Source organism: Acerihabitans sp. (genome assembly GCF_036398755.1).
Lineage (GTDB): Bacteria > Pseudomonadota > Gammaproteobacteria > Enterobacterales > Enterobacteriaceae > Acerihabitans.
Map to the genome: position 1 here is coordinate 35,921 of NZ_DASWOM010000132.1, position 23,357 is coordinate 59,277.

Genomic DNA, 23,357 nt, shown 5'->3' on the forward strand with positions numbered 1-23,357 from the left:
GCCGGAATCTCCCTACGCCTTCAGAGATATGCGATGTTAAGAATAAGCCAGGTGATTGAGATAGCAATGGTCAGCCGTAAGACCGTTTATAACGCGATCAACAGCGGCCGCTTGAAATATCAGTTGGTGAACCTGGACAACCGTCAGGTGCGTATGTTCCATGAACATGACGTGCTTGACGCGTTTCCCAAAGCCAACCGTACCTCGCTCGACGTCCAGGCGTTACAGCAGGAAATTGCCTCGCTGAAATTTGCCTTGGCGGAGTTGCAAAAAGCGGTTGAGGCCATGGACCCTTCCATCCAGGTGGAGATGATTGCGACTAAGCCTAAAAAATAATCGTCCGGTGTTTTTTCCGCTATTTGATATTGTTTAAATATTATTAACTTTAAATTATAATGGCGAAAAAGTGCATGTACATCGGTGATATTTTGATATCAAATAATATGCGAGGAAAAACGATTATTTTTTATCACCATCAAGGTTTATTATGTGGGATTTATCGGTAAATGATAACACAAGGCATGATACCGCTTCTTATTATAAAGATGATGGTTGCCATAACCAGCGACATGTCTTATCCGCGTCCAGAGCGATCGGCAATAGCCAATCATCGATTGCGCCGCTCCTCAATTCATCTATAAGTGAATCCTCGGCTAACCAGCCGGTTTTCCGTCGTGTCATGCAACGCCTGTCGGCCATGCTGGCGCATGTCGGCGGCTATTTTCATCGTGGATATCGGCAGTTAACCAGTGGCGCCAGGGATCCGGTCCATCCCACGATGAATACCATGATTCCATTACTTGATGAGCCGTCATTGCATTATGCTAAATATATCATCAATGATTTTTCGATTCCTTTGTCATCTCCGGAAAATAAACCTTTGACCGTCGAGGAGTTGGTTTATTTTATCGGTCTTGCCGTTATACGTCTGGCTGAATCGCATGCGTCGAAGATAGCCGATAGCCGGGCAATGAAAAATGCCTGTAATATAATAAATCATCATGCTGATCATCCGGGTATGGGCATGCTGAGGTATATAGAGCGTTGTTGTAAAGGGCGGAAAGGTGTCGCCGCGGCGCTGGTCGTTCAAGCCGTGGAAACAGGCCGTAAGGATTTGTCTCATACCGGATATCAAGAATATATTGATTCCGTGCATGCGTTGGCCGCGTTGTGAGACTATTTTCTCGCCAACGCCGCGACCGACGGCGTCAACCTGCCGGGCACCGGCTTTGTTCGTGGGCACGCGGGCTGTGTCAATCTGCCCAGCGTTTGATAACTAATGAGGTATTGATGCCGCCGAACGCGAAGTTGTTGGACTGGATATAGCCGGTATCGATTAACCTGGGCTGACCGGTAATGTAGTCCAGATCGCCGCATTCCGGGTCCGGCTGGCGCAGGTTGAGCGTGGGGGCGAACCAGCCTTCGCGCATCATTTCCAGGCTCATCCAGGCTTCCAGCGCGCCGCAGGCGCCCAGGGTATGACCGAAATAGCTCTTAAGCGAGGATATCGGAGTGGTATTGCCGAATAACGCGGCGGTGGCCCGGCTCTCGGCAATATCGCCGCGCTCGGTGGCGGTGCCGTGCGCGCTGATATAGCCGATGTCCCCGATGGATACGCCGGCGTTCTGCAACGCTTGCGCCATGCAGATTTGCATGGTGGACTGCTGCGGCTGGGTTATATGGCTGGCATCGCAGTTGGTGGCGAATCCCACCAGCTCGCCGTAAATGGCGGCGCCCCTGGCCAGGGCGAAATCCAGCGCTTCCAGTACCAGCGTGCCGGCGCCTTCGCCAATCACCAGTCCGTCCCTATCCTTATCAAAGGGGGCGGGCGTGAGTTTCGGGCTGTCGTTGAGCTGGCTGGTGGCGAACAGCGTATCAAAGGCCGCCGCCTCGGAAGGACACAGCTCCTCGGCGCCGCCGGCCACCATCACCGTTTGATAACCGTGCCTGATGGCTTCATAGGCATACCCGATGGCCTGGCTGCCTGAGGTGCAGGCGCTGGAGGTGGGGATCACCCGGCCGCGCAGCCCGAAAAACAATCCGGCATTGACCGCCGTGGTATGCGGCATCATCTGCACGTAGGTGGTGCCGGTGATATTGTGGGTGTGTTTTTCCGTGAGCATAGTGGCAAAATCGCTGATGGGTTTGGTGCTGCCGGTGGACGAGCCGTAGGCAATGCCGGTTTCGCCGCCGGTGAGGATGGCGTCATTGAGCAGACCCGCCTGTTCCAGCGCCAGCTCGGTGGCCCGGGTTGCCAGCAGCGATACCCGGCCCATGGAGCGGATGCGCTTGCGGGTATAATGCTCGGGCAGCACAAAATCGGGCAGCGGAGCGGCCAGCAGGGTATTCAGTCCGTCGAACTCGCGCCATTGCGGCATGCCGACCACCGCGTTTTCCTGGCGCTTGAGGCCTTGCGCCACCGCCTGCCAGCTTTCGCCGAAGGCGGTGACGCCGCCCATGCCGGTAATCACCACGCGGCGGTTCATAGCAGGCCTCCGTTAATGGAGATCACCTGGCGGGTGACATAACCGGCAATGTCCGACATCAGGTAGCCGGCAAGCCCCGCCACTTCGTCCGCCCGCCCCATGCGTTTCATCGGGATAAGGCTCATGGCCTGGTCCAGGGCGCTCGCTTCCAGGTCGATCATGCCGGTGTCAATCAGCCCCGGCGCGATGCAGTTAACGGTGATATGCCTTTTCGCCAGCTCAACCGCCAGCGCCTTGGTGGCGCCGATAATGCCGGCTTTGGCCGCGCTGTAGTTGACCTGCCCCCGATTGCCGGTCAAGCCGGATACCGAGGACAACGTAATGATGCGCCCGCCGGCGCGCAGGCCGATCATCGGCATCACGCAGGGCTGCAGCACGTTGTAAAAGCTGTCGAGGTTGGTATCCATCACGCTGTCCCAATCCTCCCCGCTCAGCGCCGGGAAGGCGCCGTCGCGGGTAATGCCGGCGTTGCTGACCACGCCGTAATATGCGCCGTGCCGATCGATATCCGCGCTTATTTCCCGGCGGCAGGCGTCCCGGTCGGCAACGTCAAAAGCGATGAGCCTGCCTGCGCCGCGCAGCGCCTTAATCCGATGCAGCGTCTCTTCCGCGCCGGCCCGGTCATGATGATAGTGGACGATCGCCAAAAAGCCGTCCTGCGCCAGCCGGTAGGCAATGGCGCGTCCTATTCCCTTGCTGGCTCCCGTCACCAATACCGAGCGTGTCATCTTTTTATTCCTTTAATAATTGGTTGATTTCATTTTCTTCGGGCTGATAGGTATTCAGCCGACCGGTAGCCAGAGTTTCACCGGCCCGCAGTATCTCGCATTCAAAGCTGCCGATACGTTCATCCCGCAACAACAGGCTGATGCAGATATCCAGCTCGCTGCCCTGGGGAAATACCGGCTGGGCGCAGCGTAGGGCGCGCGCGCCCAGCAGCAGGCCGGGCCGGGGAGGTTCGCCGCGCCGGCGTCCGTGCCAGCCTGACCAGACGCCGATGGTTTGCGCCATCATCTCCAGCGCGTACCAGGCGGGCAGATCGCCGTTCATATCCAAAAAGGGTCGCAGCACGCCCGAGGCGCCAACGGTAACCCGGCAGCGGGCATGCTGTTCGCCGATAGCGCACAGGCTTTCGACCAGCACCATCGGCGTGTCGTGCGGCAGATAATGCGCGGCGGGCATGGCATCGGCCATGGCGGGAATTTCAGGCAGCATGGATTCCCTCGCTATCGCCCAGGATAAGGCTGGTATTATTGCCGCCGAAGGCAAACGAGTTGGACATGATATAGCGCCGCGTCAGGCGGGCGGGCGCGTCCAGCAGGCCGAACCGCGCCAGGCCGGGGTCGGGGGTAGCGGCGGAGAAATCCTGCGGCGGCAGCGGCAGGGAGCCGGTCAGCAATAACCAGCAGAGCGCCGCCTCGATTGCCCCGGCGGCGCCCAGCGTATGGCCGGTCAGGTGTTTGGTGGAACTGCAGGGCACCTGTTGGCCGAACAGCCGGTTGATCACCAGCGCTTCGATGCGATCGTTAAGCGGGGTGGCGGTGCCGTGCAAATTAATGTACCCGATATCCGCCGCCGCCAGGCCGGCGTCCGCCAGGGCCATTTCAATGGCGCGGATGGCTCCGCTGCCCTCGGGGTGGGGGGCCGACATATGCCAGGCGTCGGAGGACTCGCCCATGCCCATCAGTGCGATCCCGCCCTGGTCCCGGGTCAGCAGCAGCAGCGCCGCCCCCTCGCCAATGCTGATGCCGTCGCGTTCGGCGCTGAATGGGCGGCAACGTTGCGCGGATAACGATTCCAGGCTGTCAAAACCATTGATCGGCATCCGGCTCAGGCTATCGGCGCCGCCGACAATGGCCACGTCCGCCATGCCGGTTTCAATCAGCCGCCGTCCGCTGATAATCGCCCGCGCGCTGGAGGAACAGGCGGTGGAAAGGGTATACGCCGGACCGTCCAATTGCAGGAAGGCGGCGAGAAAACGCGCCGGATCCCCTAATTCCTGCATTTGATAAAAATACCCCGGCGACGTTTTCCCCTGCGCGGCGGCGGTGACCTGCCGGTCGCATTCATCCAGCCCCGAGGTGCTGGTGCCCAGCACAACGGCCACGCGGTCCGCGCCGAAGGCGGCCACGGCATCATCCACCTGGGCGCGGATCTGCGCCAGCGCCCCCAGCAGCAGGCGGTTATTGCGGCTATCATGCCGCTTCAGCCCGGCGGGTATTTCAGGCAGCGGCCCGCTGACAGCGCCCAGCCAGCAGGGCCGCCTGTGCAACAGCCAGTCATGGCTCAGTTTCATGCCCGGCGCCACGCCGCGCGTAAGATTGGCGCCGATCTCCGCCATATCGTTACCCAGCGCATTTAGCATGCCGACCGCTGAAATTGAAATCATCGTTTAGTCGTCCAGATGTTGAATGGCTATCTGATAGTGAAAAATCGCGTTACTCAACGCGACAGGCTGACGCCGGCCCGCGATGATCTCATAGTGTATCTCGGTTACGCTATTGCCGCCGGGATCCGCCAGCACCCGCCGATCCGCCGTATCCACCAGCGTCCAGCCCCGAGGCAGGACCTTATGCCAGGCCTCTGCCGGCCAATAGCTTAGCATGATATCCGCCAGTACCTGGCCGGCCGGCGGCAGCCGCGGCAGGACGACCGATTGCTCGGTATGGATGCCCTGCCGGTCGTAGGTGACTTTAAACAGGCGAATGCCGAGCGACGACAGTCCCACCAGGGTCAGCTGCCCGCCGTCGGCATTGAGCAGCACCAGCAGGGATTGCGCGCGTCCCTCTACCGTGGCGGTCAACAACTGCTGTTCGCTGATGGCCGGTGTTATGCCGGGCGCGGGCAGCCGCACGGACACCCCCGGTTTCAGCCAGGCCGACGGCGCTTTCGGCCCGGCGGCGCAGGCAACCAGCAGCAGGGCCGGCAGCAGGGCCAATAGGGATAACGCTTTCATCAATGATCCCCCCGCCCGTGCGGCAATGCCAGCGGCGATAGTAAAAAGGCGGTAAATATACCGCTGCATAAAACGATGCCGAAGCTGGCGATGGCCTGGGTATGGCTGAACACCAGCATGCCCAGCGTCAGGGTGGTGGTCATCACCGCCAGGGTAACGGCCAGCATCGAGGTGGTGGGCGTGCCGCGCGGATTGGCGAAAAACAGCTGGTAGTTGATACCGATACCCAGCACCAGCACCAGCGCCAGCATGGAAAATAAATTCAGCGCATGGCCGCTTAACGCCAGCACCGACAGCCCCGAACCCAGGGACAGCAGCGTCGGGATCAGGCTCAACAGGCCCTGCCGTAAGCCCTGGCGCGCGATAAAACTCACCGCTATGACCCCAATCGACGCCAGCAGCAGCCAGCCAAGCTTATGTCGGTAGGCGGCGAACATCTCATCGAAGTCCGCCTTGCGATCGACCCAGCCGACGCCGGGCTGCGATTGGGCAAGGCGGCGCAGCGCGGCGCCGTCGGTCACGCCGCTTACCGGAACCAGCACCGCGCTTTGCCCGTCGGCCAGGGAAAGCCATAACAGGCGCCAGCCTTCGCTGGCCACGCTCGCCAGCCAGTCCGCGGGCGATACCGGCATAGGACTGAGATCGGGCGCCGCGGCGTCCACCCCGATTTGCCCCAGCCGCGCGACCACCGTCGGCGCGGCCCGGGTCAGCAGCGCCAGATCCTGCCGCTGGCGTTGTTGCGACGACAGCGGCGGCAGACGATAGCCCGCCAGGGCGCCCCGGCGTTGCGCCTGCGCCAGGGCGGGCGCCAGCCGTTCCAGTCGTTGCAGGGTCTGTTCGGCGCTGTCGCCGGTCACCACAAACCATTTTTGATCCTGCCCCTGGCCGGATAGCAGGGCGATCTGCTCTTCCTGCTGATGAATTTGCCGAGGCGGCGCCTGTAGCTGGGCGATATCATCGTCAACCCGCAGTTGCGACAACCCGGCCAGGGTAAATACGGCCAGGGCCAGCGGCAGGCCGACGCGCAGGAGGCCGCGGTGCCGCCAGGCGGACAGCCAGGCGCGGATAAGCGGCTGCGCCGGGGTGGGGCGCACCGGCAAGCGCCGGGTGAGCAGCGGGTACCAACAGACCACCGTCAGGCAGGCGGCGGTGAGGCCGCAGGCGGCGAACACCGCCAGTTGGCGCAGGCCGGGGAAGGGAGCCAGCATCATGATAAGGTAGGCGGCCACCGTGGTCGCCAGCGCCGCCAGGAGCGCCGGCAGCACCTTGCGCAGGCTGGCCATCGGCGTATTTTGCCGGCCGTGCACCAGGCGCTCCGTCAGGTAGTAAAGCGTGTAGTCGGCGGATATGCCGACGATGCTGATGCTCATCATAAGCGTCATCAAATGCAGCCCGCCAAACAGCAGCAGGCAGGCCACGGTGCCCGCCAGCGCGCCGACGGCCACCGACAGGGCGCAGCACAGCAGGGGCAGCGGCGAACGGAATACCAGACCGACCAGCAGCAGCACGCCGATAACCGTCGCCACCCCCAGGGTGGAAATATCATGTTTGGCCTGCTGGCTGGCGTAATCACTGTAAAACAGCGTGCCGCGGGACAGCAGTCGCGCGCCCGGCCAGCGTGTTTCCAGCTGTTCACGCAGCTGCGCCAGTTGCAGGACCGCTTGATGAGCCGAGCGCATATCATAGGATGAGGCGGCCAGTTCGCCATGGATCAGATACCAGCCGGCCCCCTGCGCATCCCGGCTCATCAGCCAGCCCTGGTCGAGGGTCAGGCGGCCGGCGGATTGTTGCAGCGCCAGTTGGGACCCGCGTACCAGCAGCAGCGGATCGTGCCGCAGCTCCTGGCCGCCCACTCCGGCAAACGCCGAGTAGAGCTGGCCGGCGATCCAATCGGCCTGGGCGCCGCCGCCTTGTTGCAGCCGCGCCCGCGTCTGGTCGTCAATCATGGCGTTGCGATGCTGGAAATAAAACTGTCCCCACTGCTGTTGCTGCCGTTCGGTCATCGGGCCTTTTACCGTGCCCATGCCGGGCATGGCGGCCACCTGTTGCGCCCACCATGCCACCGGCGCCAGTCCTTGGCCGTCGGCGGGGCTGACCATCCAGACCAGTTGCCGGTCGAGGCGCTGCATAAAACCGTCATACACCGGCGCGGGCAACTGGCCCATGGCCTGGCGCGGCAGTAACGCCAGGACGCTGCCGTTAATCTGGCTGCGCGGCAACAGCAGCGCCAGCGCCAGCAGCAGCCCCAGGCAGAACAGCAGCCAGACCGCCGCCGCGCGCAGGTAACATTTACTGAACAAAGCGTTGCCGCTCGTCATGGGTCAGCACCTCGGGCTGGGTGCGCTGCCGGCTGAAGGTGATGGCGGTGCTGTCTCCCTGTTTATCCAGCAGCAGGATATGATCAAGATAGGTCTGGCCGGAAAGCGTAATGGACGTGAACAGCTTATCCAGCGGCGAGGTTTTGGGCACCAGCGCCAATTGCCAGTTTTCCTGGCCTTTATCGGTAAATTCCAGGGTAAAGTTTTGCTCCAGCACCGCGCGATCGGCCTGGAACAGCGCGCGCAGCAGATGGTTAAACCGGAACATTTGCGGATTACCGGCGGCGGTAACCACCTCCGGCGGCTGGTTGCCGGTGATTTGCACCATTTTGCCGTCGTTAAGGATCAGGGTCAGCAAAAACGGCTGTTGTTGCTGCCACCAAAGGCCGTATTGCCGGGCGATAAGCAGTTCGCCCGATGAGTGCAAGGGACGGGCGATACCGCTGATGCCGCGTTGCTGTTCAAAATGCGCGCGCACGACAGGCTGCGCGGCAAAACGCTGCTGCAGTGCGTCAAGGGTGACGGCACGGGCGTTTACGGCGGCAAGGCAACACAGCAGCAGCAGGCTTAGCGACGGCTTTTTCATTGCGCCATCCCCATACGTTGCAACAAGACCCGCGGACTGACAAAACAGAGTTCACGGCTCTGGCGTTCCACCGCTACCTGGATGGTGTAGCCGGTGGTGGTTTTGTTACCGCTCGTCCGGTCAAAAATGCTGTAGCCGATGCGCAGGCGGTTCTCGTACTCCTCAACGCGCGCCTGAACCCGGACCGGCTGCTCAAACGTCAGCGGCGCGCGGTATTTGACGCGCGCGTCCACCACCGGCCACAGATAACCGGAGGCTTCCATCTGCCGGTAGCCGTAGTTGAATTGATTGAGCAGCGCTTCGCGCGCAATTTCCATATAGCGCAAATAGTGGCCGTGCCATACGACGCCCATGGCGTCGACATCATGGAACGGGACGGTCATGTCTATTTCCGCGCTAAAACGCGGATCGGTTAACAGCATGTCAGGCCTCGGGTGGCTGCGGCGCCTGCTGGTCGGGCAGACGCCAGAAATCGAAAAAATTAAACCAGTCGAGCGGCGAGCGCAGGCAATAATGCTGCAATCGCGCCGCATACCTGTCGACGGTCTGCTGCAGCGCCTGTTGCCGCTGTTGACGCGGCAGCTCTAACCGGTCGGCGAAATGTTCATAATAGATTCGCAGCTTGCCCTGCTCTTTCAGGGCGAACATCAGCGCCACCGGACAGCGCAGGGCCGCCGCCAGCACGAACGGGCCCTGGGGAAACGGCGCGGGCCGGCCGAGAAACTCACTCCATATCACCCGCCGTCCGGCGCCCCGCCGCGGCGCCTGGACCGGGGTACGATCGCCCACTATCGCCACCCATTCCCCCTGATCCAGCTTCTGGCGCAGCAGGATGGCGGTTTCCGGCCCGATATCCGTCACCGGAATCAGATTGATGCCCGCATCAGGGTTGATCCGCTCCAGCAGGGCCCTGAAGCGCTGCGCATGGGCGCTGAACACCAGCGCATTAATCCTGACCCGCCCGCCGCCCTGCGCCAGCGCCCGGCACACTTCAATATCGCCCAGATGGGAGGCCAGGATCAGCAGGCCGCGCTGGCGGTCGATGTCCGGCTGCGCCGGGGACTGTTCGGCAAAATCAATGTGTTCCCCGAGCCTGATATCGCCTTGCCAGCTGGCCAGCTTATCCAGCATCGCGTCGCCGAATCGCAGGAAATGGCGAAAGCTGGACAGGGGATGAGGCAATACCACGCCCTGCAGCGCGGCGGTCTGTTTCACCCGTTGCAGATATTGCCCGGACGCGCGGCGCTGGGCCCGGCCGGTGAGCCAGAAATAACCGATCACCGGATAGAGCAGGGCGTTAAACAGCCGCCTGCCGCCGTAACGGTAGGCGGCCAGCATAACGCGCATGCCGGGGGCGCCGTGCCGCTCGGCCACGGCGGACCAATGAGGCTGTGGCGAACGCCGCCGCCAGTTGCGCAGCAGCAGGGTGGGAATACGCGGCAACATGCCGAAAAATAGCCGGGTATGCATCCAGGAAATGCGGCAGTTATCGCGCAGGCCGTCAAAATGGGACACCCCGTCCGGGGGGTAGATAACCCGGGTCGGCACAAACCTGCTTTCATTGCCTTGCCAATACAGGCGAACCATCACGTCGGTATCGAAATCCATGCGTCCGCCAAGCCGGACCCGCCGCGCCAGCGCCAGGGTGGCGGCGATGGGGTAAACGCGAAAGCCGCACATACTGTCTTGCAGCGACAGCGACAGCGTTTCGATCCACACCCAGACGTGGGTAATATAGCGGCCATACAGCCTGGCGCGCGGCACCGAGCCATCATATACCGGCCGGCCGGAGATCAGTTTATCCGGTTCCTCGGACGCGGCGCGCAGCAACAGGGGAATATCCTCCAGCTGATGCTGGCCGTCGGCGTCCACCTGCAGCGCATGGCTATAACCGGCCTGCGCCGCCAAGACGAGCCCCGCCATGACCGCCCGGCCCTTGCCTTGATTTGTCGCCAGGCGCAGCAGGGTAATATCGGATTGCCCGGCGCAAAGCCGCGCAAGGATCTCCCCGCCAGGAGCATCGCTGCCGTCGTCGATAATAAAACAGTGCAAGCCGTAAGACCGCAGGCGCGTCAATACGCCGGCCAGCATGGGAGCATGGTTGAAACAGGGGATGATGATACAGGTCGCCGGCACCGCGGCGCGGGTGTCTGTCAGTGACATAGCGTTATCTTTCCGCTGCTGATGGTGGGCTCGTCCTTAAGGCTTGTATCGCACAGCGTATAGCGAAAGAGCAATAACCGGCGCGGCGCCTGCCATTCCAGATGCAGGCGCAGCGTTTGGCCTGGTTTAACCGGCCGCTGGAACTTCATATTTTCAATGCCGCTGAAGCGCGCGGCGGATGCCGGTTCATCCCCTTCGGGCAGATGCAGGGCCAGCAGTTCGCGAAAATAGTGCATCGCCCAATCCATCTGCGCCACCCCCGGTAATATCGGCTGCGCGGGAAAATGGCCGCGAAACCAGAACAGGGCCGGATCCAGCAGCAGCAGCAGCTCGGCCCGGCCCCCGGACAGCGCCTGGCGTGAAATCTCAATGGGAAGCATCATGAAAAACAACGCCTTGAGCCTGTCTCCGTCGTATTTTCCCCGGGGAGTGCGCGGCAGCGCGCCCACCACGCGCCAGTAACGCGGCACGGCCGCCGGCTCAAGCCAGGCGCCGAGCGCGCGCCGGTATTGCCGCACCAGCGCGGGCAGGGAGCCGGCCGCCAGCAGCGCAATCCCCGCGGGTGATAACACCATCACCGCGCCAAGCGCAAGGCGGCCGTGCCGGGTCAGCGGCAGCGCCACCGCTTCCACAACCTCCGGCAGCGCATTTAGCCGCTGTTCAATATCAGCCAGCGACAGCCTTTTTTCTTCAATTTTCACCACCCGGTCGTCACGTCCCGCCAGGGAAAACTCACGGCCATCTTCGCCGAATTGCAGCCTATCATCCAGTATTTGACCCTCTGGCGCGGTTATCAACGCCGACACCACCCGGGTCCGGCCCTGGGCGGCGTGAAATTCGACGCCCGCGAACGGTTGCCATAAATCGTTTTCGCCATGGCGACGCCGCCAGGCGACTACCCCGGTTTCGGTGGTGCCATAAATGTCGGTTATCGCGGTCGAAAGCCATCGCCCGGCGGCCAGGGCGTCGGGCCAGGACAGCGGGCCGCCGGCGGAAAATACGCCGATGCAACGCGGCGCGGGCAGCTGCGGGTCGAGCCGCGCCAGGAAGGCCGGGCTGCTGATAAACAGCACCGGATGACCGGCGCATTGGCGGATGAACTGTTCCGGATAACGCGCGGTTTCCAGGGTAAAGGGCAGTCCCAGGCTCATCGGTAAAAAAATGGCGAAGGTCAGTCCGTATAAATGCTGGTGGGTAACGCTTGATATCACCCGGCACCCGGCAAGCGTATCAGCACCGACGCGTTCGCGCATCAGCGCCGCCAGCCAGCGGGATTCAGTTGCCAAGGCGCCAAGCGTTTTGGTCACCTCTTTTGGCCGGCCGGTGGATCCAGAGGTAAACAATACCAGCCTGACGTCTCCGGCCAGCGGCGGCAGGGGCAGGGTGGCCGGCTTTTGCGGTTGCCTGGGATCAATCAGGGGGCAATCCAGGGTCAGCGGCAGGCTGCTGATGACGCCGTCGAATAAATGCCGTTGTTCCGCCAGCAATGCCTGCCGATTATGACCGGGAATGACCGGCGTTTTGCCGCCGTGCCACAGCGCGAGAAGCGCCACCAGAAAATCGTAGCCGTCATCGAAGCACAGCGCCCATCGGCTGCCGCCGGCATCGGCCATGGCGTGCCATAATACCGTCACGTCATGACGCAATTGTCCCAAATCCAGGCAACGGTCCCCCCGCCAGGCGACGGGCGTGGCGTCGGGGCGTTCGCGGCTCAGCCAGCGCGCGGGCGCAATGACGTTATGCGGCGCTAGCGGCCGGGCTGTATCTGTTTCCTGATTATCCATTCCATTCCCATCAGCAGCCCCATCAGCAGATAACTGACGACACCGTTGTAGAGCGCCCATAAGGGCATGTCGCCATACAGGCAGGTAAAAAGCGCCGCGCCGCCGTTAACCACAAAAAACAGGCACCAGGCCTGCGTCACCCGCCGGGTATAGGCTATGGCCCGCGGCGGCAGGGCGGGTTCCCGCAGCCGGGCCAAACGCTCCACCAGGCTGGCCCGGCTGAACAGGGATGCGCCGAACAGCAGCAACATCAGCATGTTCATCATCACCGGATACCAGAGCAGCAGATGATGGCTTTTCAGCAGCCAACTGGCCGCGCACAGCAGGATGCCGAACAGCGCCAGCGCTTTGGCCAGCCAGCCCAGGGCCGGCAGAAGACCCCGCAGCACCAGCAGGCGCAGTAGAAAAACGGCCGCCAGCGCCAGCGCCATCAGATCGGATCGCCCCTGGGTGATGCCGTACCAAACGGCGAGGGGATAGAGTATCACCGCCGCCAGGCTGAACAGGCGGATCGCCCTGAGCGCCAGGACGCGGGTCGGGACAGCCACGGACCCTGACGTCACGATGTTATTCCGCCAATAACGCGGCCACCGCATCCACCACATCCTGCACCGTGCGTACGGTTTTAAACGCCTCGGGCTTGATTTTTCTGCCGGTTTTTTTTTGCAGATGCACCACCATATCCACGGCGTCGATGCTGTCGAGATCCAAATCCTCGTACAGCCGCGCCTGCGGCGTGATCAGTGCCGGTTCGATATCAAACAAAGCGATCAGCAATTGCGTCACGTCTTGGTAAATTACGTGTTTATCCATCTGTGGGCCTGTTTTTATAAGCGTTGCTTTGATGAATATTTATCCGGCTGCGCGTTGCGACTGAATAAACGCCGACAACGTGGCCACCGAAAAAAAGTGCCTGCGTATTTCCTGGTTTTCCGCCGAAAGCACGACGTTATAACGATTTTTTACCGCCAGTCCCAATTCCAGGGCGTCGATGGAGTCCAAGCCCAGCCCTTCGCCGAACAGCGGCGCGTCGGTGTCGATATCGTCCCTGCCGATGCCTTCCAGATTCAGGGTATCGATGATCAACTGTTTAATATCCTGGTTAAGTTGTTCCATTATATCATCTCAAAAGATTAACTATTCTCCGGCGCCAGCACCCCGGCCAGATGCCGGGTCAGACGCCGTGCGGCCAGCGCGGGCGATTGATCTCCGCCGGCAAAAAAATCACCGGCGGAAAATCGCGCTTTGACCTCAACGGTAAACTGCGGTTTGGTCCGCGGGATCTGATACCACTTGCTGCCCTTGCTTAGAAACAGCTGGCTGCAGTGGATATGGACAATACGGATATCGCACGCGCTGCGTACCGCCAGGTTTGCCGCGCCACGCTGCAGCTTCATCGGATCGCCTGGGCGCGAGCGGGTTCCCTCCGGAAAAATCAGCAGGCTGTCCCCCGCCCGCAGGCGTTTTTCGCTTTCCTTAAGCAGGATCTCCGCCTGCGCGTTAATCAGGTAATCCGCCGCCCTGATGGCCCCGCTGACATAGGGATTATCCAGCAGCGCCCGCTTGACCACGCAATCGCATTGCGGCATGACCGAGGCCAGCAGCACGTAATCCAGCAGCGTCGGATGATTAGCCAGCACCAGGTTGCCGCGATCTTCGCGCAACAGCTGCGCGCCGTGGATGCGGTAATCCAGTACCCCGAGCCGCCGCGTTACGTTCAGAAATAGCCGAAAGCTCGCTGAAATAACCCGGCGCGCGCTCTCCGTGCGCGCGTGCGGGTCTTTTTCCCACAGACACAGGATATGAAACCACGCCGTCAGCAGCAATCCGCCGATTCCGAATAACGCGAAGCAGCCGCCGGTCATCAGCATGCGCCAGACAAACTTCAGCTGATTATCGGGCCGGAGAACTGCGGGTGTCGCCACGCGGGTACTCATCAACAACTCCAGTGCCAGCTCAGGCGCTCGCCGGTAAGGGTAAATGCCGTTGCGCCGCTTAACCAGCCGTGCAGGAAAGCCAGGCTTTGCGGCAGTATACGGGGAGAGGCCGGCTCATCCCGCCGCCGCGATTGGCAGCTCAGCGTGGCGGCCGGCGTCAGCAAAAGCGCCACCGCGTAGGGATAATTCGGGGTCTGGCCCGCCAGGTAAGGGCGATAAAACGCCGGGATGTTATTGTCGAAGTCCACCAGCAGCACCCGCTGGTAACCGCTTTGCAAAAAAAGCTGCGCTTCAACCAGGCCCTGCTGGAAACTGTCTTCCCCGGCGGAAAGAGAGGTTGATACCAGCGGCGCTTTCGCCACGATCGTCAGGCTGCCGACGGCGGCGTTATGCACCGACATGGCGAAATCGGTGGGCGACGGCGGCGCGAGCCCCGCCAGCGCGTCGAGTATACGCTGGTTGCGCTCGAGTTCGCCGTGACGGCTGGTAAAAATTACCGCATCGGGCTGATGGCGCCGCAGCAACGCCAGGCCATGGTCCACCGCCAGCCGGCTGCCGGCGCTTAGCCGCCTGGCGGTCATCATCGGCAGGTGCCGGCAGGGCGGCAGCGGCGCGTCTTGGGCGATAAGCGGCGCGCCGGCGCTCCACCGTAGCCAGTCGTCCGGCCCGGACAAGCCGGGCGCCGAAGCTTGCCAGTCAAGGATGGTTATCGATAATTTCATATATTCTCACTGGCATAATACTTACCGATCTCTTATCTATCATAGCCGATTCGCTGTTGCCACGTTTACATTTGTTTACAATGCATAACTGCGCCGGTTGCCGAAAATCAACGCAGGGCGGCGGGTTAATGGGGCTGGTGGGCAAAACGGGGCCGCCGCGGCGAAAATTCGCCGGGGTGCGTGGCATGTTGCCAGTAATAAAGAACCGGGTGAACGTCAATATCCACCGAACGGGCCGGTTATATCGCGGCCCGCCGGTAATATTAACTTATTGCGCGGTGGCGGCTAAATTCAGCTGGATATCTTTATCGAGATTTTTTATCCAGTTATTATAATTACGATGAATATGGCCTCTGCCGTCGGCCAGCAGGTTTTTGCTGGCGATATAATTGATTTTATACTCTGTCGCGCTGTAGACGATTTGAATATCGGCCTGGTGGTCGCGCGGGTTAAGGCGGCCGTTAATGATACCGGGCTGGGCCGGCGTCATTTTCCATTGATGGGCTGAACCTGCCTGCAGAATAGCGTTTTTTACCCGATCAAGTATGTCCGCTGTGGCGCAAACATCATAAACAACCGGACCGGGGATGTAAATATCGCTATTCAGGGGTGGAAAAACGTCCGTAAATACACCGGCATCAATCATAGACGCCGTTTAATCACGTTTTGGCAAAGGATTCAGGCCAGCAGCCCTCGGCGCGGGCGTTTTATCCGGCTACCAGATCGCCGCGGACAACCAACGGGCCATGACCGCCGCTGATCAGCGCCGTGCTCGCCACCGCCACCGCCCGCGTCCGGGGTCGCTTTCTCCGGCGGTGGATGATAATTTGTTCGGCATCTGCGCGGCGAAGCGGCAACTTATCCTTATCGGAGTCAATATGCGTAATCAGCCCAAGCGGGCGGCGGTCCTGGCGGCGGCCCTGTTGTTAACGGCCTGCGGCACCACCATGCCGACCAAACCGAGCGGATTCCTGAGTTCATACGAACGCCTGACGGCGTCTCCCGACGGCGGCCAACGCACGCTGCGCACCCCGTATGCGCTTGATCCGGCGCATACCTTTATCACCAGCGTGGAATGGCGGGTGAAATCATCAAACAATCTGTCTTTGGAAGAACGCACGCGGCTTTTGGACGCACTGCGAGCGGGGCTACAGGCGCAGATCAATCGTCTGCCGGCGACGGCTGGGGGACGACCGGCGGAGGTTCGCGCCGCGATCACGGATATCGCCACCGTCTCTGCGTCATTAAACGTGCTGAGCGTGGCGATGTTTGCCGCGCCGCTGGATCGGGGCGGCGCGTCGGTGGAAATCGAGGCGCTGGATAGCGGCACCCATCAGCAGCTGGCGGCCCTGAACATGGGGTATTTCGCGCCGCTTGGCGATTTCAAGGCGCGGTTCAGCGCCCTCGCCCCGGCGGCCATTGCGCTGGATAAGGCCTGCGTCGAATTCGGCCCGTTGTTACGCCCCGGCATGTGAGTTAATAATATATTGGCGGCGGGCTGCTATATATTCCATTAGGATACGGTATATTAAAAGGGTGTATATTTAGAAATAAGTTATCTCTTAAAACAAAGCTGGCTAATATTTATCAAAATAATAATTTTTGCTATTTCAGTAAATTCTATCCACACCCTAAGGACAGGACGCGACGTAAGCGTTGAGGACTCAACCAATGAAACGGAAAGGAATCATTCTCGCCGGCGGCGCGGGTACTCGCCTGCATCCCGCCACCTTGGCCATATCAAAACAGCTCCTGCCCGTATTCGATAAGCCGATGATCTATTATCCGCTAAGCACACTGATGCTGGCGGGAATCAAAGAAATATTAATTATTTCCACTGAACAAGACACGCCGCGTTTTAAACAGTTGTTAGGCAGCGGGGAACAATGGGGAATAAATCTCAATTATCTGGTGCAGCCTTCTCCCGACGGACTGGCACAGGCATTTATCCTGGGAGAATCTTTCCTGGACGGCACCCCCTGCGCTCTGATCCTCGGCGATAACATCTTCCACGGCCATGATTTGCCGAAACTGCTGAAAAAGGCCATGTGCTGCGAGAGCGGCGCATGCGCTTTTGCTTATCACGTCAACGATCCGCAACGCTACGGCATCGTGAAATTCGGTCCGGAAGGCAAAGTCGTCAGCCTGGAGGAAAAACCGCCCAACCCCACCTCCACCTGCGCGGTAACAGGATTGTATTTTTATGATGAGCATGTCTGTGAATTGACAAAAACATTATCGCCCTCGCCGCGCGGTGAATTGGAAATTACCGATTTGAACCGGCTTTATCTGGAAAAAGACGCGCTGACGGTGGAAGTCATGGGCCGGGGATATACCTGGCTGGATGCGGGCACCCATACGGCGTTACTGGAGGCCGGGCAGTTTATCGCCACGCTTGAAAGCCGGCAGGGATTAAAAGTCTCCTGTCCGGAGGAAATTGCTTATAAACAGCGGTGGATCGACGATCGGCAATTAGCCGCGCTGGCAAGGCCATTGATGAAGAACAGCTACGGACAATATCTGAATTTTTTACTCGAAGGGAATACAGCATGAATTTCACCCCCCAGACTATTGCCGACGTACTGCTGGTCGAACCCACCCTGATTAAAGATGAACGCGGTTATTTTTATGAAAGCTTCAATCAGGAAAATTTCCAGCGGGCCGTCAATCGCGACCTGCGATTTGTCCAGAGCAATGAGTCCTTTTCCGCGCAAAACGTGATCCGCGGGCTGCATTACCAGATCGGCCGGCCGCAGGGCAAACTGGTGCGGGTGGTGGCGGGGGACGTGTTTGACGTGGCGGTGGATCTGCGCAGGCAGTCACCGACCTTCGGCCGCTGGACGGGGGCGCTGTTGTCCGCGGATAACCACCACCAGCTGTGGATCCCGGAGGGCTTCGCCCATGGATTCCAAGTGCTGTCCGCCACGGCAAAACTGCAATATATGGTGACCGATTACTGGTGCCCGCAATATGACCGCTGCATACGTTTCGACGATCCGGACATCGCGGTGACATGGCGTCAGGCCATGGCGCCGGAGGGCGCGTTGTTCAAACCGACATTATCCGTCAAAGACCAGCGCGGCGACCTTCTTGCCGATGCCGAGGTATTTTAACGATATGGAAAAAATATTCCTCACCGGCGGTACCGGCATGTTAGGTACCTATGTCGCCACAACGCTTAACGATCGCGGCTACGAGGTTATCGTTGCCGAGCGCCGCCATTTCAACCTGGCCAACTACAAGGCAATTTATGCCTACGTGAAAGAAGCCGCGCCGGAGGTGATCCTGCACTTTGCCGCCGAAACCGACGTGGATTTATGTGAGCGTGAACCGGCGCGGGCCGGGATTTGCAATCATCTGGCGACGGAACAAATCGCCAGGGCGGCCCAAGCCTGCGGCGCCTGGTTGTTATATATCTCCTCGTCGAACGTTTTTGGCGCCGAAGGCAAGATAAACTATAACGAACTGGATATTCCCCTGCCGACTAATTATTACGGGCGCTCAAAACTAAACGGCGAAGAAGCGGTAAGGGCCCTCTGTCCGGATAATCACCTGATATTACGCGCCGGCTGGATGATCGGCGGCGGTCCGGGCAAAGATCATAAGTTTGTCGGCAAGATTATCCAGCAGATCAAAGCCGGGGCTACCGAACTTAAAGCGGTAAGCGATCGTTTGGGCAGTATTACCCACGCCGGCCAGCTGAGCGATTTTATTATTACCGCGATGGCCAATCGGCAGACCGGCACTTTTCATTTTGCCAGCCATGGCACCATCAGTCGGTTTGATATCGCCCGAGCCATCGGCGAGATATTAAAATTCCAGGGCAGTATTGTGCCGGTGGAGTCGTCCAGGTTTCCGTTATCGGCGCCGCGTCCCTTTTCCGAGGGGATTCAATCAATCTATCTTCCTTCGTTAAGCGCGACCTGCAAGCCGGGATATTGGCAGGAAGATCTGGCAAGGTATGTCGCCACATTCCAGGGATGAACGGGCATTATGAACAGTAAATTACAGAATTTCTTTCAGTCGGCCAGGAAATTTGGCTATGGCAACGCGCTGATATTCGCCTTATATAAACTTTTCCCACGCTTCTTCGTCTTATTGCATCAAAAGGTCAATGCCGGCACCAATAGCGTGTGGCCGGAAATGGCAACCATGGACCCGGTGATTTCCGCCGGCGCCGTGCTGGATTATACACCCTGGGCTGCTTATGGCGGCGCGGCGGTGGCGGTGCGCCACAGCGATAACCGGCCCACCTTTATCTGGTTTGTTCCCGATTGGACAAATGTCTGGGGCGGCGGCCATTATACCTTATTCCGTTTTGCCAACCATTTTGCTAAAAATGATACCCGCAATATTGTATTTATCTATAACAACTTACGCCACAAGTCACCTGGGCCTTTGCAGGAAGAGTTAAATCATGCCCTGCCGGGGTGTTTACTGGAAGTGATGATCGACCCCGCCCTGCTTCCCGCGTGCACCGGCGCCATCGCCACCACCTGGCAATCCGCATACCAGGTGCGGGCATTCCCTTTTGCGCGGGAAAAATTTTATTTTATGCAGGATGATGAAAGCCTGTTTTATGCCTACGGCACGGCGTCCATGCAGGCCAACGCCACCTATGGTTTTGGTTTTATCGGCATTACCGGCGGGGGCTGGCTAAAGCATTGCTATGAATCCCATGGCGGCAGGGCCCGGAACTACCTGTTTGCCGCCGATCGCAACATTTTTTATCCGGCGACCGGCATTACCAAGGTACGCAAAACGGTGTCCCGGCTGTTTTTTTATGGCCGGCCCTCCACGGAACGCCGCTGCTTCGATCTGGGCATGGCGTCGCTGAAAAAAATAGCCGGCCATTATCCCGATGTCGAAATCGTTATCGCCGGCCTGGATTTAAAGGCGCGTCCGCCGTTCCCGGCCACCCTGATGGGCAATCTGACGCTTAAGGATACCGGTGAGCTGTATCGCACCTGCGATCTGGGCATGGCGTTTTCCGGTACCAATCTGTCGTATCTGCCGGTGGAGTTAATGGCATCCGGCGTGCCGGTTATTTCCAATAACGGACCGCAGGTGGAATGGTTTTGCCGCCATGGCGTCAACGCCTGGCTGGCGGATCCCACCCCCCAGGCGATGCTGGAGGCGTTTACCGCACTCTATAACGATAGCACGCTGCGGCAAACCCTGGCGGACGGCGGTTTGGCCGCCATGGCGCCGCTGGACTGGGAATCGCAGATGACCAAAATCTATGACTATGTCACGGACAATTTACCATGACGGATTAAGGCGGTTTATCGTTGCCCGCCGACGCAAGGCGGGTTCAACGGTAATGTTTCTCGACCCATTGGGTATAAGCGCCGCTGGCGACGTTGTCGACCCAGTCCTGGTGGTCCAGATACCATTGCACGGTCTTGCGGATGCCGGTCTCGAAGGTTTCCGCCGGCCGCCAGCCCAGTTCGGCTTCTATCTTGGCGGCGTTAACGGCATACCGGCGATCGTGCCCCGGCCGGTCTTTGATAAACTGGATTTGTCCGGCATAGGGCTTGCCGTCCGCCCTGGGTCGCAGCGTATCGAGCAGGAAACAGATTTTGGTTATCACATCGATATTGGTCTTTTCGTTCCATCCGCCGATATTATACGTCTCCCCCACGCGGCCGGAAGCCAGGACGCAGCGGATGGCGGCACAGTGATCCTTCACGTACAGCCAATCCCTGATTTGCCGTCCGTCGCCATAGACCGGTAGCGATTTGCCGGCCAGGGCCTGGTGGATCATGAGCGGAATAAGCTTTTCCGGGAAGTGATAGGGGCCGTAGTTGTTCGAACAATGGGTAATGACCGCCGGCAGGCCGTAGGTATGATAATAAGCCCGCACCAGATGATCGCTCGCCGCCTTGCTGGCGGAATAAGGACTATTGGGTGCAAAGCTATCGGTTTCACGAAAGGCCGGCGCGCCGGCGGCCAGGGTGCCGTACACTTCGTCGGTGGATACGTGAATAAAACGAAAGCCGTTCTTAACGGCGTTATCGGCGCAGTCCAGGTATAACCGCACGCTGTCGAGCAAATTGAAGGTGCCGACCACATTGGTCTGGATAAACTCGCCGGGACAGAGAATGGAACGATCGACATGGCTTTCGGCGGCAAAATGAATCACGCACCGGGGCATATAGATTTTAAGCAGGCTATCGACCACATCGCGATCGCCGATATCGCCGCGGATAAAGATATAGCGCGGATCGTCGTCCAGTCCCGCCAGGTTTTGCCGGTTGCCGGCATAGGTCATTTTGTCGAGATTGATTAGCCGCTCGTCGTGCTGCGCCAACCAGTCAAGAATAAAGTTAGCGCCGATAAATCCCGCCCCGCCTGTAACCAATATGCTCATAGCCTTATATTTTCCTGAAAGTAACGGCGAAAAATAACCCTATATTTCCCAATGAGGTCCAGCGATGGATACCGTCCGGAGTCCGTGGGTACGCCAGGATATTCCGGGCACGATAGGCGCCTGTTAATATCGCGGCCTTATGCCCAATGGCCTACTGCGGATGCCTTCTGTCCAAATAATCCCGCGCCATACCCATAAATTAACAACCTCAATTAAATAATGAGGTAGGTATCATCTTGTTGAAATGCTAATACAGTCATTACCGGAAGAGGAGGTATTGACTTATTTTTAAAGACAAATAAGATGTTGCGCTTAAATCAATTGGTCTCGCGCCTCTTAATCTCCACAATGATGACACGGACACGAGGCCTTATTTAATTATTAGGGTCAAAATAATGTCTGATATTATTTTTTATCCAATTTATCATCGCGCTTTAGAGTGAGCCGCCGCAATGAACTTTGCCTTTAACGACTTGCTTAAGAGCCTGCGCCACCTGCCGCTGATTGGCCATTTAGCCTACAGCGATACCAAGGCGCGTTATAAGCGCAGCATGCTGGGGCCGCTATGGCTTACCCTCGGCGCGGCGATCGGCGTGGTGGGTCTGGGTCTTATCTGGAGCCAGTTGCTCGGCCAGGAGCGCAGCCAGCTGATCCCTTCGCTGACCGTCGGATTGTTGTTATGGCAATTCATCTCAGGCTGCGTGACGGAGAGCGCTTCGGTGTTCGTACGCCAGGCGCAGATCATCCGCAATTTGCAGTTGCCTTATTTTATTCATCCCATTCAGCTGATGGCGCGCCAGTTCATTACGCTTATGCATAACCTGATTGTCCTGGTCCTGGTGCTACTGGTCTTTCCCCAGCCGGTGGGGTGGGTAACCTTGCTCTGCCTTCCCGGTCTGGCGCTGGTTCTGATCAACCTGCTGTGGATGCTGGTGCTGTTGGGATTAATCGGCGCCAGGTTTCGCGACGTGGAGCAAATAGTGCAGTCGTTGATGCCGATTATCTTTTTCCTGACGCCGGTTATCTACAAGGCCGGGCATGCCGGTGTGAACCAGGCGATTATCTGGCTGAACCCCTTTACCTATTTTATCACCCTGGTGCGTGAACCCATTTTCGGCGCTGCGCCCGGGGCTTTCGTCTACCTGGTGGCCGGCGCCATGGCTTTGCTGGGCTGGTCCGTGACGCTTTTGCTGTTTAACCGCCGCGCCCCGCGATTGGCATTCTGGATTTAAACCGGCGCAGTTTTTTAGGGTGGAACTCTCCTTATGGCATCACTTAACTTTGATAATGTCACGGTTGCATATCCCATTTATAACGCCCATACGCAATCCCTGCGCAATCAGCTGGTCAGGATCGGCACCGGCGGCCGTATCGGCAACAGCGCCGGCGCCATCGTCACGGTGACCGCGCTGGATCGGGTCAGTTTTCGCCTGCGCAGCGGCGATGCCTTGGGTTTGATCGGCCATAACGGCGCCGGCAAGAGCACTTTGCTGCGCACCATGGCCGGGATTTACCGCGCCACCGCCGGCACGGTGACGCGTACCGGATCGGTGGCGACGGTGTTCGAGCTGGGCGCCGGCATGGACCCCGAACTGTCCGGTTATGAAAATATCATGCGCATGCTGCTGCTGATGGGGCATTCCAAGGCGCAGGCCAGGGCCGCGGTACCGGATATCGAGGATTTCAGCGAGCTGGGCGATTTTCTGGCGCTGCCGGTGCGCACCTACTCGTCGGGAATGACCATGCGGCTGATGTTCGCCGTGGCCACTTCGGTCCGGCCCGAAATCCTGTTGATAGACGAAATGTTCGGCACCGGCGACGCTTCTTTTCAACAAAAGGCCGAGAAGCGCATGCATGACTGGATTGCCGGGACCGATATTTTTGTTTTCGCCTCCCATGACATGGGGCTTATCAAACGCCTGTGCAATCGTCTTTTCCGGCTGGATCAGGGTGCCATTCATGAGGAGGATATTCATGCGCTTTGACGGCGGCCGCAAACCTTAGAGCGTGATGGCTATCAGCACCGCCGCCA

Annotated in this window: 26 protein-coding genes; 9 read left to right on the forward strand and 17 right to left on the reverse strand. The window is 59.3% G+C overall.

Annotated elements, in window-relative coordinates:
* The first annotated feature begins 51 nt into the window (after positions 1-51).
* Positions 52-336, forward strand: a complete 285-nt coding sequence (locus VGC33_RS21350; RefSeq protein ID WP_331122774.1) for a DNA-binding protein — start codon at positions 52-54, stop codon at positions 334-336.
* A 151-nt stretch (positions 337-487) separates the two neighbouring features.
* Entirely contained in the window at positions 488-1,174 is a 687-nt protein-coding gene (locus VGC33_RS21355; protein WP_331122775.1) for a hypothetical protein, read from the forward strand.
* A 79-nt stretch (positions 1,175-1,253) separates the two neighbouring features.
* On the opposite strand, the gene VGC33_RS21360 is transcribed toward VGC33_RS21355, so the two are convergent.
* The 16 genes from VGC33_RS21360 to apeA all read right to left on the reverse strand — a co-directional run bounded on the left by VGC33_RS21360 (position 1,254) and on the right by apeA (position 15,598).
* Positions 1,254-2,486 (reverse strand): beta-ketoacyl-ACP synthase, encoded by a 1,233-nt coding sequence (locus VGC33_RS21360; protein ID WP_331122776.1) that lies wholly within the window; start codon positions 2,484-2,486, stop codon positions 1,254-1,256.
* A complete protein-coding gene (locus VGC33_RS21365; protein WP_331122777.1) occupies positions 2,483-3,214 on the reverse strand; it encodes a 3-ketoacyl-ACP reductase FabG2 in 732 nt (243 codons plus the stop codon). Before VGC33_RS21365 ends, VGC33_RS21360 begins: the two co-directional genes overlap by 4 nt.
* A gap of 4 nt (positions 3,215-3,218) precedes the next feature.
* Complete coding sequence (locus VGC33_RS21370; RefSeq protein WP_331122823.1) at positions 3,219-3,680, reverse strand: hotdog family protein; 462 nt, start codon at positions 3,678-3,680, stop codon at positions 3,219-3,221.
* A 10-nt stretch (positions 3,681-3,690) separates the two neighbouring features.
* Complete coding sequence (locus VGC33_RS21375; RefSeq protein WP_331122778.1) at positions 3,691-4,875, reverse strand: beta-ketoacyl-[acyl-carrier-protein] synthase family protein; 1,185 nt, start codon at positions 4,873-4,875, stop codon at positions 3,691-3,693.
* A 3-nt stretch (positions 4,876-4,878) separates the two neighbouring features.
* Positions 4,879-5,442 carry an ApeN family LolB-like membrane protein gene (gene apeN, locus VGC33_RS21380; protein WP_331122779.1) on the reverse strand — a complete coding sequence of 188 codons (564 nt, stop codon included), beginning with the start codon at positions 5,440-5,442 and terminating at the stop codon, positions 4,879-4,881.
* A complete protein-coding gene (apeM, locus tag VGC33_RS21385) occupies positions 5,442-7,760 on the reverse strand; it encodes an ApeM family transporter (RefSeq protein WP_331122780.1) in 2,319 nt (772 codons plus the stop codon). Before apeM ends, apeN begins: the two co-directional genes overlap by 1 nt.
* On the reverse strand, positions 7,732-8,346 hold the full coding sequence (gene apeL / locus VGC33_RS21390) for an ApeL family LolA-like protein (protein ID WP_331122781.1): 615 nt from the start codon (positions 8,344-8,346) through the stop codon (positions 7,732-7,734). Before apeL ends, apeM begins: the two co-directional genes overlap by 29 nt.
* Positions 8,343-8,765 carry an acyl-CoA thioesterase gene (locus VGC33_RS21395; RefSeq protein WP_331122824.1) on the reverse strand — a complete coding sequence of 141 codons (423 nt, stop codon included), beginning with the start codon at positions 8,763-8,765 and terminating at the stop codon, positions 8,343-8,345. The genes apeL and VGC33_RS21395 overlap by 4 nt, the downstream gene beginning before the upstream one ends.
* 4 nt (positions 8,766-8,769) lie before the next feature.
* Positions 8,770-10,509, reverse strand: a complete 1,740-nt coding sequence (locus VGC33_RS21400; protein ID WP_331122782.1) for a glycosyltransferase family 2 protein — start codon at positions 10,507-10,509, stop codon at positions 8,770-8,772.
* On the reverse strand, positions 10,500-12,293 hold the full coding sequence (locus VGC33_RS21405) for an ApeI family dehydratase (protein ID WP_331122783.1): 1,794 nt from the start codon (positions 12,291-12,293) through the stop codon (positions 10,500-10,502). The genes VGC33_RS21400 and VGC33_RS21405 overlap by 10 nt, the downstream gene beginning before the upstream one ends.
* Entirely contained in the window at positions 12,257-12,856 is a 600-nt protein-coding gene (locus VGC33_RS21410; RefSeq protein ID WP_414636974.1) for a COG4648 family protein, read from the reverse strand. Before VGC33_RS21410 ends, VGC33_RS21405 begins: the two co-directional genes overlap by 37 nt.
* 4 nt (positions 12,857-12,860) lie before the next feature.
* Entirely contained in the window at positions 12,861-13,106 is a 246-nt protein-coding gene (locus VGC33_RS21415; RefSeq protein WP_331122784.1) for an acyl carrier protein, read from the reverse strand.
* A 39-nt stretch (positions 13,107-13,145) separates the two neighbouring features.
* Complete coding sequence (gene apeE, locus VGC33_RS21420) at positions 13,146-13,409, reverse strand: ApeE family acyl carrier protein (RefSeq protein ID WP_331122785.1); 264 nt, start codon at positions 13,407-13,409, stop codon at positions 13,146-13,148.
* A 17-nt stretch (positions 13,410-13,426) separates the two neighbouring features.
* Positions 13,427-14,230 carry a lysophospholipid acyltransferase family protein gene (locus tag VGC33_RS21425; protein ID WP_331122786.1) on the reverse strand — a complete coding sequence of 268 codons (804 nt, stop codon included), beginning with the start codon at positions 14,228-14,230 and terminating at the stop codon, positions 13,427-13,429.
* Positions 14,230-14,952, reverse strand: a complete 723-nt coding sequence (locus VGC33_RS21430; protein WP_331122787.1) for a beta-ketoacyl synthase chain length factor — start codon at positions 14,950-14,952, stop codon at positions 14,230-14,232. The genes VGC33_RS21425 and VGC33_RS21430 overlap by 1 nt, the downstream gene beginning before the upstream one ends.
* 268 nt (positions 14,953-15,220) lie before the next feature.
* Positions 15,221-15,598 (reverse strand): ApeA family protein, encoded by a 378-nt coding sequence (gene apeA / locus VGC33_RS23360; RefSeq protein WP_524535658.1) that lies wholly within the window; start codon positions 15,596-15,598, stop codon positions 15,221-15,223.
* 232 nt (positions 15,599-15,830) lie between these two features.
* Between apeA and VGC33_RS21440 the strand changes: the two genes are divergently transcribed.
* From VGC33_RS21440 to VGC33_RS21460, 5 genes are all read left to right on the forward strand, one after another.
* Positions 15,831-16,427 (forward strand): DUF3313 family protein, encoded by a 597-nt coding sequence (locus tag VGC33_RS21440; RefSeq protein ID WP_331122789.1) that lies wholly within the window; start codon positions 15,831-15,833, stop codon positions 16,425-16,427.
* Positions 16,428-16,623: 196 nt separating this feature from the next.
* Entirely contained in the window at positions 16,624-17,505 is an 882-nt protein-coding gene (gene rfbA, locus VGC33_RS21445; RefSeq protein ID WP_331122790.1) for a glucose-1-phosphate thymidylyltransferase RfbA, read from the forward strand.
* A complete protein-coding gene (gene rfbC, locus VGC33_RS21450; RefSeq protein ID WP_331122791.1) occupies positions 17,502-18,065 on the forward strand; it encodes a dTDP-4-dehydrorhamnose 3,5-epimerase in 564 nt (187 codons plus the stop codon). Before rfbA ends, rfbC begins: the two co-directional genes overlap by 4 nt.
* A 4-nt stretch (positions 18,066-18,069) precedes the next feature.
* Positions 18,070-18,936 carry an SDR family oxidoreductase gene (locus tag VGC33_RS21455; protein ID WP_331122792.1) on the forward strand — a complete coding sequence of 289 codons (867 nt, stop codon included), beginning with the start codon at positions 18,070-18,072 and terminating at the stop codon, positions 18,934-18,936.
* 9 nt (positions 18,937-18,945) lie between these two features.
* Complete coding sequence (locus VGC33_RS21460) at positions 18,946-20,223, forward strand: rhamnosyltransferase WsaF family glycosyltransferase (protein WP_331122793.1); 1,278 nt, start codon at positions 18,946-18,948, stop codon at positions 20,221-20,223.
* Between the two features lie 43 nt (positions 20,224-20,266).
* Here VGC33_RS21460 and rfbB read toward each other — a convergent pair whose 3' ends face one another.
* Positions 20,267-21,325 carry a dTDP-glucose 4,6-dehydratase gene (gene rfbB, locus VGC33_RS21465; protein WP_331122794.1) on the reverse strand — a complete coding sequence of 353 codons (1,059 nt, stop codon included), beginning with the start codon at positions 21,323-21,325 and terminating at the stop codon, positions 20,267-20,269.
* Positions 21,326-21,777: 452 nt separating this feature from the next.
* Between rfbB and VGC33_RS21470 the strand changes: the two genes are divergently transcribed.
* Entirely contained in the window at positions 21,778-22,557 is a 780-nt protein-coding gene (locus VGC33_RS21470; RefSeq protein WP_331122795.1) for an ABC transporter permease, read from the forward strand.
* Positions 22,558-22,590: 33 nt separating this feature from the next.
* Positions 22,591-23,310 (forward strand): ABC transporter ATP-binding protein, encoded by a 720-nt coding sequence (locus tag VGC33_RS21475; protein ID WP_331122796.1) that lies wholly within the window; start codon positions 22,591-22,593, stop codon positions 23,308-23,310.
* Positions 23,311-23,357: the final 47 nt, after the last annotated feature.